The sequence below is a fragment of the Nonomuraea sp. NPDC005650 genome (genome assembly GCF_040605375.1).
In the GTDB taxonomy this organism is placed as follows: Bacteria; Actinomycetota; Actinomycetes; order Streptosporangiales; family Streptosporangiaceae; genus Nonomuraea.
In genome coordinates, this window is sequence record NZ_JBEXCR010000003.1 from 1 (window position 1) to 14,198 (window position 14,198).

At 72.5% G+C, this 14,198-nt stretch carries 9 protein-coding genes and 1 pseudogene; 4 read left to right on the forward strand and 6 right to left on the reverse strand.

Features of this window, described 5'->3' with window-relative positions; genetic code table 11:
- Window positions 1–769 (forward strand): annotated as a pseudogene (locus ABZS69_RS05525) (hypothetical protein); the annotation flags it as partial.
- Window positions 770–951: 182 nt separating this feature from the next.
- On the opposite strand, the gene ABZS69_RS05530 reads toward ABZS69_RS05525, so the two are convergent.
- Window positions 952–3,915, reverse strand: coding sequence for an AAA family ATPase (locus tag ABZS69_RS05530; protein WP_355366950.1), 2,964 nt, complete (start codon window positions 3,913–3,915; stop codon window positions 952–954).
- Window positions 3,916–4,680: 765 nt separating this feature from the next.
- On the opposite strand from ABZS69_RS05530, the gene ABZS69_RS05535 reads away from it, so the two are divergent.
- On the forward strand, window positions 4,681–6,729 hold the full coding sequence (locus ABZS69_RS05535; RefSeq protein WP_355366953.1) for a zinc ribbon domain-containing protein: 2,049 nt from the start codon (window positions 4,681–4,683) through the stop codon (window positions 6,727–6,729).
- Window positions 6,730–6,761: 32 nt separating this feature from the next.
- On the opposite strand, the gene ABZS69_RS05540 is transcribed toward ABZS69_RS05535, so the two are convergent.
- The 5 genes from ABZS69_RS05540 to ABZS69_RS05560 all read right to left on the reverse strand — a co-directional run bounded on the left by ABZS69_RS05540 (window position 6,762) and on the right by ABZS69_RS05560 (window position 12,849).
- Window positions 6,762–7,196, reverse strand: coding sequence for a GNAT family N-acetyltransferase (locus tag ABZS69_RS05540; protein WP_355366956.1), 435 nt, complete (start codon window positions 7,194–7,196; stop codon window positions 6,762–6,764).
- A 75-nt stretch (window positions 7,197–7,271) separates the two neighbouring features.
- Window positions 7,272–8,408 (reverse strand): acyl-CoA dehydrogenase family protein, encoded by a 1,137-nt coding sequence (locus ABZS69_RS05545; protein WP_355366959.1) that lies wholly within the window; start codon window positions 8,406–8,408, stop codon window positions 7,272–7,274.
- Between the two features lie 2 nt (window positions 8,409–8,410).
- A complete protein-coding gene (locus ABZS69_RS05550) occupies window positions 8,411–9,316 on the reverse strand; it encodes a hydroxymethylglutaryl-CoA lyase (protein WP_355366962.1) in 906 nt (301 codons plus the stop codon).
- Window positions 9,316–11,277 (reverse strand): biotin carboxylase N-terminal domain-containing protein, encoded by a 1,962-nt coding sequence (locus ABZS69_RS05555; protein WP_355366965.1) that lies wholly within the window; start codon window positions 11,275–11,277, stop codon window positions 9,316–9,318. The genes ABZS69_RS05550 and ABZS69_RS05555 overlap by 1 nt, the downstream gene beginning before the upstream one ends.
- A gap of 3 nt (window positions 11,278–11,280) precedes the next feature.
- Window positions 11,281–12,849 (reverse strand): carboxyl transferase domain-containing protein, encoded by a 1,569-nt coding sequence (locus ABZS69_RS05560; RefSeq protein WP_355366968.1) that lies wholly within the window; start codon window positions 12,847–12,849, stop codon window positions 11,281–11,283.
- Between the two features lie 62 nt (window positions 12,850–12,911).
- Between ABZS69_RS05560 and ABZS69_RS05565 the strand changes: the two genes are divergently transcribed.
- Window positions 12,912–13,505 (forward strand): helix-turn-helix domain-containing protein, encoded by a 594-nt coding sequence (locus ABZS69_RS05565; RefSeq protein WP_355366971.1) that lies wholly within the window; start codon window positions 12,912–12,914, stop codon window positions 13,503–13,505.
- Between the two features lie 83 nt (window positions 13,506–13,588).
- The gene (locus tag ABZS69_RS05570) at window positions 13,589–14,197 is read left to right on the forward strand and encodes a PadR family transcriptional regulator (protein WP_355366974.1); all 609 of its coding nucleotides are present in this window, start codon (window positions 13,589–13,591) and stop codon (window positions 14,195–14,197) included.
- Window position 14,198 lies beyond the last annotated feature (1 nt).

Genomic DNA, 14,198 nt, shown 5'->3' on the forward strand with positions numbered 1-14,198 from the left:
CGGTGCCGACCCCGCCCACCCCGTGACCGTCCCGTCGCTGCGCACCCCGCTCTGGCGCGTGCTGGTGACGCTCATGCCCGACCGCCGCTTCCAGGACGGCTGGCTGGTCGTGGGCGACCTGCACCGCCTGCAGGACCGTACGAGGCAGCTCCTGGCCTCCAGCCCGCCCGACGCGGACGTCGTGGAGTTGATGGGCGAGCTGGGCATCCGCACCCACTCCGCCAGGGCCTGGTACGACGCCCTGCCCCAGGAGTCAAGTGGCGGCGCGGTGGCCGAGGCCCCGTCGCCCGCCCAGCCCCTGCCCCGCCGCACGCCGGGCGCGAACGGCCACCATCACCGGGGCGGCCAGCCCATCCCGTCGGCCTCGGCGGCGGGCTCGATCGACCCGTCCGCGGCCCTGGCGACGCTCTCGGCGCTGTCGGGCGGCCGTTCGCCGATGCTGGCGGGCACTCCCCCGACGCCGCCTCCGCCGTTGCCGAGCCCGTCCTCGGACCCGCGCCGCTGGCAGCGCATCGAGGTGACCCCCGAGCATCTCAGGGGCGGCCCGGTGCCGGTGCCGGAGGGCTACGCGGCCCAGCTCGGCATGCGCCCCGGCACCCTGCTGTCGGTGACCGGCCCGGGGGACAACGCCATCGTCCTGGTCTGGCAGGGTCACCAGCCGGTCTTCGACTCCCTCCAGCCGGTGCTGATGCGGCTGAACGCCCGCCCCGGCGACCAGGTCTACGTCACGGTGGACGGCTACCGCCTGGAAGCCCAGCTGACGGCCTGAGGCCCGCCCAGGCCGCTCACAGAGCCACGTCGAGCAGTGGCCGGCCACAGAGGCAGGTCGGTCACAGAGCCACCTCGGACGGGTCTGTCACAGAGCCACGTCGAACAGGATGGCGCGCCGAACAGGGCGGTCGCGAAGGCACGTCGGACGGCTCTGTCACAGAGCCGCGTCGGACAGGCCGGTCACAAAGGTGCGTCGAACAGCCGCAGTCGGTAGGCGGTGGCGGCGGCCTCGCCTCGGGTGGCGACGCCCAGCTTGGCCAGGATGTTGGAGACGTGCACGCTCACCGTCTTCACCGAGATGAACAGCGCCTCGGCGATCTCCCGGTTGCTCCGCCCGTCGGCCACCTCCCGCAGCACCTCCAGCTCCCGAGCCGTCAAACCCAGCGGCGGCCCGTCGGCCGTCTCCTCCGTGCCCCCGATCCTGGCCCGCCGCCCGAAGGCGTCGAGCTGCTCCAGCAGCGGCGTCGTGCCCAGCCGGCCGGCCAGCTCCCGAGCGCGGCCCAGCCGCGCCGCGGCCTCCTGCCGGTCGCCGCACGCCAGCGCCGCCTGCGCCGCGCCCACCAGGCACCGCGCCTCGGCGTACGGCTGCCGCAGTGCCGCCCACGCCCCCGCGGCCTGGTCCCAGGCCTTGAACTGCCACGCGCCCGGCTCGGCGGCGCCGTCGTCCGGCTCAGGGCCCGTCAACGCCGTGAAGGTGAGGCGGTGGGCGTGCTGGAGGTCCCCGTCGGCCTCGACCTCCCGCCCCAGCGCCCGGAGCCGCTCCAAAAGCGCCGCGCCGAGCTTCGCCAGCGGCGTGGCCCCGCCGGCGGGGGCGGCCGTCGCGGCGCGCCCGGGATGCGGCACCACGGATGCGAGCAGGTCGGCGATGGTCACCAGCACCGGCCAGGAGTAGCGCGGGGTGTCCAGCAGATCGCGCTCCTCCATGGCCCGGGCGGCCGCCTCGACCGCGGCCTCGAGCTCCCCGCGCGCCTGCAGCAGCCGCACCTCCCTGCACAGGTGCGGCAGGACGGTCTGGTCGCGGAAGGTCCCGCGCGACAGCACGCCCCGCGACGACCCCAGCAGCCGCTCGGCCCGGTCGAACTCTCCGCGCGCCAGCGCGATGTCCATGGCGAACCCCTGCAGGCTGGCCTGGTAGGGCGCCGGCGGCGCGAGGTCGAGTGCGTGCTCGACCACCTCCAGCGCCTCCTCCCACTGCCCCAGCGAGACCAGCGGCTCGGCGAGGTTGATCGACAGGAACGCGCCGGACGTGCGGGCCAGCCCGTACTGGCGGGCCTCCTCGATGCCGTCGCGGGCCACCCGCGCGGCCCGCTCGTGGCGGCCGGCTCCCTCCAGCGCGTCGGACTCGGAGATCGCGCAGCGCATCAGCGCGTTGAACGCCCCGTCGCCGCCGGCGATCCTGCGCGCCTCCGCGAACGCCTCCATCTGCGCGTCGATCTCGGAGAAGCCGAACCGCGCCCAAGCGAGGTCGATCAGCGCGTGCGCCTCCACCCTGCGGTCGCCCAGCTCGTGGGCGATCTCCATCGCGAGCCGGCCCGTGGCGAGCCGCTCCGACCAGGACTCGCGCCCGTGGAGCATGCGGGACAGGGTCTCCAGGACCTGGGCTCGCAGGGTGCTCGGCTCGTCGGAGGCGACCAGCGCGGCCGCCTCGCGCAGGTCGTCGAGGAAGCCGGGGCGGCCCAGGTCGTAGCGGGTCAGGCCGCGCTGGCGCAGCAGCTTGGCCGCCCTGATCGGGTCGGCGTCGCGGTCGATCTCGGCGAGGGCGGCGCTCGCCAGGGCAATGGCCCGTTCGTACTCGCCGGCGAGGTGCGCGACCGTGGCCGTGTTCCTGAGCACGTCGGTGCGGTCGCAGCCGATGCGCTCGATGGCGTCGGGCACCTGGTCCCACAGCTCCAGCACCCTGGACAGCATCCCGAGCTGCTCGTCGTAGGCGGTGGACCTGCGGGCGACGCCGGCCGCCTGCCAGGCGCTGACCAGCGCCCAGGTGGAGTCGTGGGCGGAGTGCCAGTGGTGGGCCAGCTCGATCGCGCCGCGCGGGGCGGGCAGGATCGACAGGTCGCGCTCAAGCGCCTCGGCGAAGCGCGTGTGCAGGCGGGTGTGCTCGCCGGGCAGCAGGTCGTCGTGGAGCGCCTCGCGGATCAGCGCGTGCCGGAAGCAGTAGCCCTCGCCGTCGACGGTGAGCACGTTTCCCGCCACGGCGGGCCGCAGCGCGCCGGCGAGCGCGCTCTCGTCGAGCCCGGCTACGGCGGAGAGCAGGTCGTGCTCGATGCGCTGCCCGCCGGCGCTGGCCACGCGCAGCAGCTCCTGCGTCTCGGCGGGCAGCCGCTCGACGCTGGCCAGCAGCAGGTCGCGCAGCGACTCCGGCAGCGCGACGCCGCCTCCGTCGCTGAGCAGCGCCTCCACGAACAGCGGGTTTCCCTCGCTGCGCGCGTAGATCAGGTCCATGTCGGCCGGGGACGGCTCCCGCTCCAGGATGCCGGCCGCCTGCGCGACGGCCTCCTTGCGGGTGAGCCTGCGCAGCTCGATCCTGCGCACCCGCTCGACCCGGCCCAGCTCGGCCAGGAGCGGCCGCAGCGGGTGGGTGCGGTGCAGCTCGTCGGTGCGGTACGTGACCACGATCAGCAGGCCCGTCGCGGTGGGCTGATAGCGGACCAGGAACGACAGCAGGTCGCGGGTGGACCGGTCGGCCCAGTGGGCGTCCTCGACGATCAGCAGCACGGGGCGCTCTTCGGCCAGCCGCTCCAGCAGCCCCAGCACCTGCTCGAACAGCCGCGCCCTGGCCTCCGGCCCGTCCCCGTCCGGCTCCCCGAACTCGGGCAGCAGCCGCGCCAGCCCGCGCGTGCCCCCGGGCACGAGCGCCGCCACCCCGTCGCGGCCCATCTCCCGCACCAGCCCCCGCAGCACGGCGGTGAACGGCGCGAACGGCAGGCCCTCGGTGCCCAGCTCCAGGCAGCCGCCGACGAGCACCAGCGCGTCGTCGGCCCGGTCGGTGAACTCCTTGATCAGCCGCGTCTTGCCGACCCCGGCCTCGCCGCCGACGAGCACGGCGGACGACGCCCCGGCACGCGCTCTGGCGAGCGCGTCGCCGAGGGCGGCTAGCTCACGGGCACGCCCGACGAAGCGGGGGCTGACGGCGTGGATACTCACGCCCTAAGAATGCCATCAGGTGACGACAGAATTCCTGCCGGGCCGCTCGGCACAGAACCTCGCGGGGCCTCGCGGGGGTAGCGCGAGGGGCCGGCGCGGAGGGTATGAACTGTTCTCCATATTCGCTATGAAAGTCAGAGATTCTGCCGTGATCTCTCAGTTCGGTGAGTGTGTTGAGATGGGCAGCGGCCAAGCGTCTGGGCGTGCGGGTCGTGGTGCGACTGCGGGTCGGTCGGGGCCGGATTCGCGTGGTGTGGGTCGGCACGGCTCACCTCGAGGGCTGCTTCGAGGAGGCGGGTCTTGATTCGCTGGCTGGTGTTGCGGCCCTTTTGCGGTACGGGGCAGGTGTGGGTCGGCGACTTGCGCATATCCGGTGCGGGCGGGCAGGAGGCGCCCTGGGCGGTGCGGGAAGACGAAGGGCGTCGCCACCGGCCACACCGGGATCGTGGAGGTCCGCGGGACATGACCCATGGACAGGGCTCGGGCTGTGGAAGGAGCGGCCTGGACAGGCCGCCCGGCCAGATGGTCGGCGAGTGTTCCTGGCCGTGTGGCCTATACGCGTGTGCAGGCATCTGTCCGCGGGGTGGGTTGGGGCGGGCGGACGGTATTTGATATTTATCGCTCACGTGTTCTATCAATGAACGCGAACTCTTGGTAGCGTTTAGGTGACACATCGTGGATGCGGGAGGTGGGGTGGGCGGATGCAGGTCGTGACCTACACGTCCGGGTGCCGCCGCGCAACCGCTTCGCGGCAGGGGCGGCGACGTGAGTAAGCTCACCGCGACCGCGACCTGCACCGCCCATGGAGCGATGGTGGAAAAGACCGGCGAGGTCGTTTCTCAGCCGCTGTCGGCGCAGCGGGTCTCCTGGCTGACCAGCCTGGCGCGAGAACTCACCGCCGGTATCGTCGCGGCCCGGTGGAATACGGCTGATCTGGATGCGCTGGCGTCCGGGGTGGGGCTGGACGGGCGCGTGTTGCCGTCGAAAGGCTGGATGGCTGTCCGGCGGCTGGGCTGGGGCCTGGCCCCCGGCCTCGGCGTGCACGTCTGCGACCGGGTCCTGCGGTGCGCCCAAGAGCAGGCCGCCCGCGCGTTGCGGCTGGCGCTGCACCGCCGCCGAATGGTGGCGGCGATCGTGACGACCTGGCCCGGCAACTCACGGGCCCGCACCGACGCCGAATGGGACGCGCTGCGCGCTGTACTGCCGGACGGAATGACCTCGGCGCAGATCCGCAACCGGACCCGGCAGATCGCCACGTATCTCGACGAGCGTGGCGCGTTCCCGGCGGATCTGACCGACCTGGAGCAGCCCCCGAACATCGCGGCGCAGATCGTACTGGCCGCAGCCGACCGGCAACTGGTCACCTTGGAACGCACCAGCAACCACAGCGCCCGGTTGCGGGTGCGGCTTCCCCTGCTCGCCTCACCCGCCTCCGCCAAGGACTGGGCCTGGCACGTGCTGCCGATCACCTTGCCACCGACCGTGCCATCGGAGGCGAAGCTGTGCACTCCTACCCTGCAGGTGCGAAAAGGCCGGGTACGCGTCGATCTACCGTTCCAGATCCCGATCGGATTCGCGCCCGCCACCGGGCATGTGACGGGGATGGGGTTCGACTGGGGCCTCAACACCCTGCTGACCGGCGCGGCGGGACGTCTGGCTGATGGCCGGGTGATCGGCGACGGGCGGCCACTCACCTACGACGCCAGCAGTATCTCCGCCAAGCTGCACCGGCTGCGGGCCGAGCGGGAGCACCTGGCCGCCAAACACCGGCACCAGCAGCGGCTCCTGGCCGACATCACACCCGCTGACCCCCGCTACGCCGAACTGAGCGTGGCCTGCTGGCGCACTGGTGTCGAACACGAGCGCCTGTGCGCCCGCCTCCGGCAATTGAACAAGGCGCTGGCCTGGTCGGCGGCTCGCTGGGCCCTCGATCAAGCCGTCGCCAACGGGGCGACGGTCATCTATCTGGAAGACTTGGCCACTCTGGAGGCGCGCGGGCGCCGAGGACGCGCGAACGCGCGCCTGTCGGGGCAGGTGCGCGGGCAGGTCGTCGAGGCGATCCGGCACCTGGCGGCCCAGAACGCCATCACCGTGGTCACCGTCCCGGCCCGCGGCACCTCCCGGTACTGCCCTCGCTGCGGGGACGGCGCATCGCGGCTTCGGCATAGCCCGGCCCCGGACCGGCTCGCCGAGCGCGGCTGGGCGTGGGCGTACTGCCCCGTCTGCGGGCTGTCCTGTGATCGGGACTGGGTCGCGGCCGAGCGGATCCTGGCGCGCGGCCTGCTGGGCCAGGACGCCACCCGCACCAACCGCGCCACCGGGGCCCGCACCATCGGCAAGGTCGTGGAGGGTAACGTGGCGCGCGCCCGCCGACCGGCCAAGCCCACACGGGCGGCCCGCCGTGCCCGCCGCACCCGAACCGACCTGCACCCCCGACCGGCGGCGCGGGACAGATCCAAGAACCGTCCCACCCCGAAACGATCGGCCCGCACCGCGAAGAACCCGGCAAACAACCCGGCAAACACCTCGGTGACCACGCCGGTTGATCAGGTCAACTCGGCAGACGATTGGCTGACCTCCAGCCGTGTGCCCGACCGGCGCACGGTGCCCGCCCCCGTCCCCGGCACTCCCGGGGCGAGACAGCGTCCGGCGGGCCATGCACCCAAGCCGGGACGGCGCGAGCCGCACCGGACAGGGCATGTCAGGAATTCTCACCACCGGACCGGCTTCCACCACGCCAAAGCCACCCCCGTGCTCGCGCTTGCCAAGCATGGAAGCAGCCCACAGCAGGCTACGCCCGCCCGAATTACCTGATTCCTTCAGGGAACCACAGAGAATTCAAGACGCTAGCGCAGGACCTTGCGGAAGAACGTGGCGGAGGCCTCGTAGCCGAGCGCGTGGTAGAACTCGGGCGCCCGCCGCGTGGCCATCGCCACGTAGCCCGCCTCCCGCGAACGCGCCCACCGCTCGAACTCCTCCAGCAGGGCCCGCCCGATGCCCTGCCGGCGCGCCCCGGACCCGACCATGGCCTCCTCGACCCAGGCCACCGGCCCGTTGGCGAACAGCGTCAGATGCACGAACCCCAGCAGGTAGCCTTGCACGCGCCCGCCCACGACGGCCGCGAGCAGCATGGCGTCCTCGTTCGCCAGCAGCTCGGGCAGAGCGGCGTCGAAGGCCCCGCGCTCTGGCCTGAACGTCAGACCGAACTCGCGCGCCAGCGCGAACACCTCGTCCGCGTCCGCCTTCTCCGCCCTCCTGATGAGAAGATCGTCAGCCGTCATGACTGATGACACTAGATCGTCCGAGGTGGCGGGCGCAAACTCCCACGACTTCGACCTTCGCCCCGCCACGGACGTTCAGAGGTCGCCCAGGCCGAGCTGGCGGGCGATGAGCATGCGCTGGACCTCGCTCGTGCCCTCCCCGATCTCCAGCACCTTGGCGTCGCGGTAGAAGCGCCCCACGGGGAACTCGTTCATGAACCCGTAGCCGCCGAACACCTGCGTGGCGTCCCGCGCGTTGTCCATGGCGGCGTTCGAGGAGACCAGCTTGGCGATCGCGGCCTCCTTCTTGAACGGCTCCCCGGCCAGCATCTTCTCGGCCGCGTGGTAGTAGGCCAGGCGGGCGGTGTGGGCGCGGGCCTCCATGTCGGCGATCTTGAACTGGATGGCCTGGTAGTGGCCGATCGGGTGGCCGAACGCCTTCCGGTCCCTGACGTACTTGAGGCTTTCGTCCACGCACCCCTGGGCCAGTCCCACGCTGAGCGCGGCGATCGCGACGCGGCCCTCGTCGAGGGTCTGCAGGAACTGCGCGTAGCCGCGGCCGCGCTCGCCCAGCAGGTTCGCGGCGGGGACGCGGCAGTCGGCGAAGGACAGCTCGCGGGTGTCGGAGGCGTTCCAGCCGACTTTGGAGTACTTCTTCGACACCGTGAACCCGGGCGTGCCGCTCGGCACGAGGATCGTGGAGATCTCCCGCTCGCCGGTGAGCGCGGCCACGCCGACGACGGCCGTGATGTCGGTGCCGGAGTTCGTGATGAAGGCTTTCGTCCCGTTGATCACCCATTCGGACCCGTCCAGCACGGCCGTGGTGCGCATCCCGCCCGGCACGTCGGACCCGCCGCCCGGCTCCGTCAGGCCGAACGCGCCCAGCGCGGAGCCCGAGGCCAGCTTGGGCAGCCAGTGCGCGCGCTGCTCGTCGTTGCCGAACCGGTAGATCGGCATCGCACCCAGCGACACCGCGGCCTCCAGGGTGATCGCCACGCTGGAGTCGACGCGGGCCAGCTCCTCCAGCGCCACGCACAGCGCGAAGTAGTCGCCGCCCATGCCGCCGTACTCCTCCGGGAGCGGCAGCCCGAACAGCCCCATGGCGCCCATCTGCCGCACGATGTCGTACGGGAACTCCTCCCGTTCGTAGTAGTCGCCGATCACCGGCGCGACCACCTCGCGGGCGAACGACTCGACGGTCTTGCGCAGCTCTTCGTACTCATCCTTGAGCATGGTCAGCCTTTCGACAGCGCCTGTACGACGCGGGAGGGGCTGGGCCGGCCGAGCAGCTCCGCCAGCCAGGTGCTGGTGGACACGAGCTTGCCCAGGTCGAGCCCGGTCTCGATGCCGAGCCCCCGCAACATCCAGACCAGGTCTTCGGTGGCGAGGTTGCCGGTGGCGGACTCGGCGTAGGGGCAGCCGCCGATGCCTCCCGTGGAGGCGTCGATCGTGGTCACGCCCGCTCTCAGTGCGGCCAGGGTGTTGGCGAGCGCCTGGCCGTAGGTGTCGTGGAAGTGCACGGCGAGCCGATCGGGGCGGCGGAACGCCTTGATCAGCGCGGTCACGTGGCCGGGCGTGCCGACCCCGATCGTGTCGCCGAGCGACAGCTCGTGGCAGCCGAGCCCGAGCAGCCGCTCCCCGACCGAGACCACCTGGGCGATCGGCGTCGGGCCCTCCCAGGGGTCGCCGAAGCACATCGACGCGTACGCGCGCACCCGCACGCCGTTGTCCAGCGCCCTGGCCACGACCGGCTCGAACATCTCGAACTGGCTCTCCAGGCTCCGGTTGAGGTTCTTGGCGGCGAACGTCTCGGTGGCGCTGGCGAAGATGGCGATCTCGTCCACGCCGCGTTCCAGCGCCCGGTCGAGGCCGCGCAGGTTGGGGACGAGGACCGGGTAGCGCACGCCCGGCTTCCTGCGCAACCGGGCGAGCAGGTCGTCGGCGTCGGCGAGCTGCGGCACCCACTTCGGGTGCACGAAGCTGGTCGCCTCGATCACCTTGTGCCCGGCGTCCGCGAGGCGCTCGATGAACTCGGCCTTCACCTCGACGGGCACGATCGAGGACTCGTTCTGCAGGCCGTCGCGCGGTCCGACCTCGTAGATCGTGACCTGCTGCGGAAGCCCTTCCATCGGGTACGGCATCAGTCCTCCTCCCCCACCACGGCGAGGACGGCGTCCATGTCGACCGGCTGGCCCGCCTGGACGGGCAGCTCGGCGACCACGCCGTCGCGGGGCGCGGTGACGGTGTGCTCCATCTTCATGGCCTCCACGATGACCAGCGGCTGGCCCGCGCTGACCCGGTCGCCGGCCTGGGCCTTGACCACCAGGACGGTGCCGGGCATGGGGCTCCTGACGACGCCGTCGCCCGTGGCCGCCGCGCCGGGCCGGTCGCCGGGGTCGCCGATGAGGTGCCGGGTGAGCGCCCACGCCGCGCCGTCCTTGCCGAGCCAGAGCGTGTCGGCGTGGCGTACGCGCAGGTAGTGCTCGGTACGGCCGCCGATCGTGACGGTCAGCTCCCCGTCGGCGAGCCGGATGCGTGCGGCGACGATCTCACCATTTATCAGGACCTCGGCGGATTCTTCGGGCAGGCCGCGGACCTGGACCGCGTGCACCCCGTCCCTCGACTCCAGCCGCCACGTCGTCCAGGCCCGCGTGCCCACCCGCCAGCCGTCCGTGGCCTCCCACGGGTCGTCGCCCCGGGGCAGGGCGGCGTGGAAGGCGAGCGCCGCCGCCGCGAGCACCTCGCCGGGCACGTCTGCGGGCGGGACCAGCTCGGGCAGCACGCGCTCGACCAGCCCGGTGTCCAGCTCGCCCGCCTTGACCGCCGGGTGTGCGGCGAGGGCCCGCAGGAACGGGATGTTGGTGATCACGCCGAGCACGGCCGTGCGGGCCAGGGCGCGGTCGAGCGTCCTGAGCGCCGAGGCCCGGTCCGGCGCCCAGGCGACGACCTTGGAGAGCATCGGGTCGAACTCGCTGCCCACGACGCCGCCCTCGACCAGCCCGGAGTCCACCCGCACGACGGGCGCGGGAGCGCCGGGGACGCCGCCGTCCGGCTCGCGCAGCGCCAGCACGCGGCCGCCCGTCGGCAGGAAGCCGCGGGCAGGGTCCTCGGCGTAGACGCGGGCCTCGACGGCGTGCCCGTCGAGCCGCACGTCCTGCTGCCCGAACGGCAACGGCTCCCCCGCCGCCACCCGGAGCTGCAGCTCGACCAGGTCGAGCCCGGTCACCAGCTCGGTGACGGGGTGCTCCACCTGCAGGCGGGTGTTCATCTCCATGAAGTGGTGGGACCCGGTGGTCCCGTCCACGATGAACTCGACCGTGCCCGCCCCCACGTAGCCCACCGAGCGCGCGGCCTCCACCGCGGCCGAGCCCATGCGGGCGCGCGTCTCGGGGCCGACGAACGGCGAGGGCGCCTCTTCGATGATCTTCTGGTGCCTGCGCTGCAGGCTGCACTCGCGCTCGCCCAGGTGCACGACGTTGCCGTGGGTGTCGGCCAGGATCTGCAGCTCGATGTGGCGCGGGCTCTCGACGTACCGCTCGATCAGCAGGGTCGCGTCGGCGAACGCCGCCCGCGCCGTGCGCCGGGCCGACTCCAGGGCGTCGGGCAGCTCGGCGGCCGACCGTACGAGCACCATACCCTTGCCCCCGCCGCCCGCCGAGGGCTTGATCAGCGCGGGGAACTCGCGCCAGGACTCCAGCGAGTCGCCGGGCTCGGCCCCGCCGGGCACGACGGGGACCCCGGCCGCCGACACCGTGGCCTTGGCGCGGATCTTGTCGCCCATGGCGTCGATGGCCTCGGGCGGCGGGCCGACGAACACCAGCCCGGCCTGCGCGCACCGCCGCGCGAACGCGGCGTTCTCGGCGAGGAACCCGTATCCGGGGTGTACGGCCTGCGCCCCGGACGCCAGTGCCGCCCCGACAATCGCCTCAATATCCAGATATTTCGGCACTTGGTGGGCTACGTCGGCCTCCAGCACGTGACGGGCTCCGGCGTCCGACGCCGTGTGCACGGCCACCGACGTGATGCCGAGCCGGCGCAGCGTGCGGATGACCCGTACGGCGATCTCGCCCCTGTTGGCGATCAGAACACGGTCGAACAACATGCGTCACATCCGGAAGACGCCGTAACCGGCGGGCTCGAGCGGGGCGTTGGCCGCCGCGGACAGCGCCAGGCCGAGGACGGTGCGGGTGTCGAGCGGGTCGATCACGCCGTCGTCCCACAGCCTGGCCGTGGAGTAGTACGGGTTGCCCTGGTGCTCGTACTGGGCCCTGATCGCGTCGGCGTCGGCGGTGCCGACCGTCGTGAGCACGTTCGCGGCCTGCTCGCCGCCCATGACCGAGATGCGGGCGTTCGGCCACATCCACAGGAACCTGGGCGAGTACGCCCGCCCGGCCATCGCGTAGTTCCCCGCCCCGAAGGACCCGCCGACGACGACGGTGAACTTGGGCACCCGCGCGCACGAGACGGCGGTGACCATCTTGGCGCCGTGCTTGGCGATGCCGCCCGCCTCGTAGGCCTTGCCGACCATGAAGCCGCTGATGTTCTGCAGGAAGACGAGCGGGGTCCGGCGCTGGTCGCACAGCTCGATGAAGTGGGCGCCCTTCATGGCCGACTCGCTGAACAGGATGCCGTTGTTGGCCACGATCCCCACCGGATGGCCGTGCAGGTGGGCGAACCCGGTCACGAGGGTCGAGCCGTACTCGGCCTTGAACTCCAGGAAGCGCGAGCCGTCCACGATCCTGGCGATCACCTCGTGCGCGTCGTACGGCTGGCGCGTGTCGGCGGGCACGATCCCGTACAGGTCGCGCGGGTCGTGCCGGGGCGGCTCGGGCGCGATCGTGTCCCAGGGGCGCGGGGCGCGCGGGGCCAGGGTGGAGACGATGTCGCGGACGATGGCCAGCGCGTGCGCGTCGTCCTCGGCGAGGTGGTCGGTGACGCCGCTGACCCGCGCGTGCAGGTCGCCGCCGCCCAGCTCCTCGGCCGTGACCTCCTCGCCGGTGGCCGCCTTCACCAGGGGCGGGCCGCCCAGGAAGATCGTGCCCTGGCCGCGCACGATGACGGCCTCGTCGCTCATCGCGGGCACGTACGCGCCGCCCGCCGTGCACGAGCCGAGCACGGCGGCGATCTGCGGGATGCCGCGGGCGGACATGGTGGCCTGGTTGTAGAAGATGCGGCCGAAGTGCTCGCGGTCGGGGAACACCTCGTCCTGTTTGGGCAGGAACGCGCCGCCCGAGTCGACGAGGTAGACGCACGGCAGGTGGTTGTGCAGGGCCACCTCCTGCGCGCGCAGGTGCTTCTTGACCGTGATCGGGTAGTACGTCCCGCCCTTCACGGTGGCGTCGTTGGCGACGATCACGCACTCGCGGCCGGAGACCCGGCCGACCCCCGTGATGATCCCCGCGGCGGGCGCCTGGTCGTCGTAGAGGCCGTTCGCGGCCAGCGGCGACAGCTCCAGGAAGCGGGAGCCGGGGTCGAGCAGGCCGTCGACGCGGTCGCGCGGCAGCAGCTTGCCGCGCTCGACGTGGCGCGTGCGCGAGCGCTCGGGGCCGCCCCTGGCGGCCGCCTCCAGCCGTTCGAGCAGCTCGGCGGCGAGCCGCTCGTTGAGCTCGGCGTTGCGCTTGTACGCCTCGCCGCCGGGATCGGCGGACGATTTCAGCACCGGCCACTCGCTCATGACACCCCTCTCATGGCACGAGATGTTAGTCATCATTAACGTAGTCGTCTAGCATGTGAGACGTGACCACTACCGCCCCTACCCGGAATCGCCGCAACAGGCGCGGGGAGATCCTGGAGGCGGCGGCCCGGCTGTTCGCCGCGCGCGGTTTCCACGGCGTCTCGATCGAGGACATCGGCGCCGCGGTCGGCGTCTCGGGCCCCGCGCTCTACCGGCACTTCAGCGGCAAGGACGCGCTGCTGTCGGAGATGCTGCTCGACGTCAGCACGCGGCTGCGCGAGTCGGCCGCGGCGGTGGTCACCTCGTACCCGGATCCGCAGGAGACGCTGGACGCGCTGCTCAACGTGCAGATCACGTTCGCGCTCGAACAGCCGGCGCTGATCACCGTGCACGACAGGGAGCTGGGCAACGTGCCCGAGCCGGAGCGGCGCCAGATCAGGCGGCTGCAGCGGCTCTACGTCGAGGAATGGGTGACCGTGCTGGCCGAGCTGCACCCCGCGTGCCCGGCCGCGCGGCTGCGCGCCGCGACGCACGCCGTGTTCGGGCTGCTCAACTCCACGCCGCACAGCGCGGGCGAGCTGGGCGCGGGTGACATGCGGCCGCTGCTGCACGCCATGGCGCGGGCGGCCGTCACCGCCGCTGTTAGCACTCACTAACTTCCAGGGATCTGCCCGAAATGCCCTTCCCACGTCAACTATCTAGATATATCGTCAAGCTATCTCGATAGTTGGAGGAAATAGTGGAAGAACCAGACTTCTGGGATGCCCCGCCCCCCTACCCTCCGGCGCCGTTCCCGCCCGGCGCGCCCCCCGGTCCACCGCCGGGGCCGGGCCACTTCGGCCCCCCGTTCGCGCCGCCCCCGCCGGGCGCCCACTTCGGCACCGTGGTCCACTGGGAGACTCCCGCTCCGCGGGTCCGCCGCGGCGACGTCCGGGCCGCCCTGCTGGCGCTCCTCCTCGAAGAGCCGCAGAACGGCTACCAGATGATCCAGAGCATCGAGGAGCGCAGCCGCGGCGTCTGGCGGCCCAGCCCCGGCTCCGTCTATCCGGCGCTGCAGCAGCTCGAGGACGAGGGCCTGGTGTCCAGCGACGAGTCCGGCGGGAGCCGTACGTACCGGCTGACGGAGGAGGGCCGGCGCCACGCCGGAGACACCGGCGAGGCGCCGTGGGACGAGGTCGCCCGCACGGCCGTGCCGCCCGACCACCACGAGCTGCGCCTGCTGTGGGCCCAGCTCAACGAGGCGTTCTCCCATCTGGTCCGCACGGCCGACGAGCGTCAGATCGCGGCGGCGAAGGAGCTGATCAAGAAGACGCGCAAGTCCATGTTCCAGATCCTGGCGGAGGGCTGAG

Coding starts and splice junctions, on each gene's coding strand:
- ABZS69_RS05540 (WP_355366956.1), bottom strand. CDS start 7,196: ATGACGGCTGACGATCTTCTCATCAGGAGGGCGGAGAAGGCGGACGCG.
- ABZS69_RS05545 (WP_355366959.1), bottom strand. CDS start 8,408: ATGCTCAAGGATGAGTACGAAGAGCTGCGCAAGACCGTCGAGTCGTTC.
- ABZS69_RS05550 (WP_355366962.1), bottom strand. CDS start 9,316: ATGCCGTACCCGATGGAAGGGCTTCCGCAGCAGGTCACGATCTACGAG.
- ABZS69_RS05555 (WP_355366965.1), bottom strand. CDS start 11,277: ATGTTGTTCGACCGTGTTCTGATCGCCAACAGGGGCGAGATCGCCGTA.
- ABZS69_RS05560 (WP_355366968.1), bottom strand. CDS start 12,849: ATGAGCGAGTGGCCGGTGCTGAAATCGTCCGCCGATCCCGGCGGCGAG.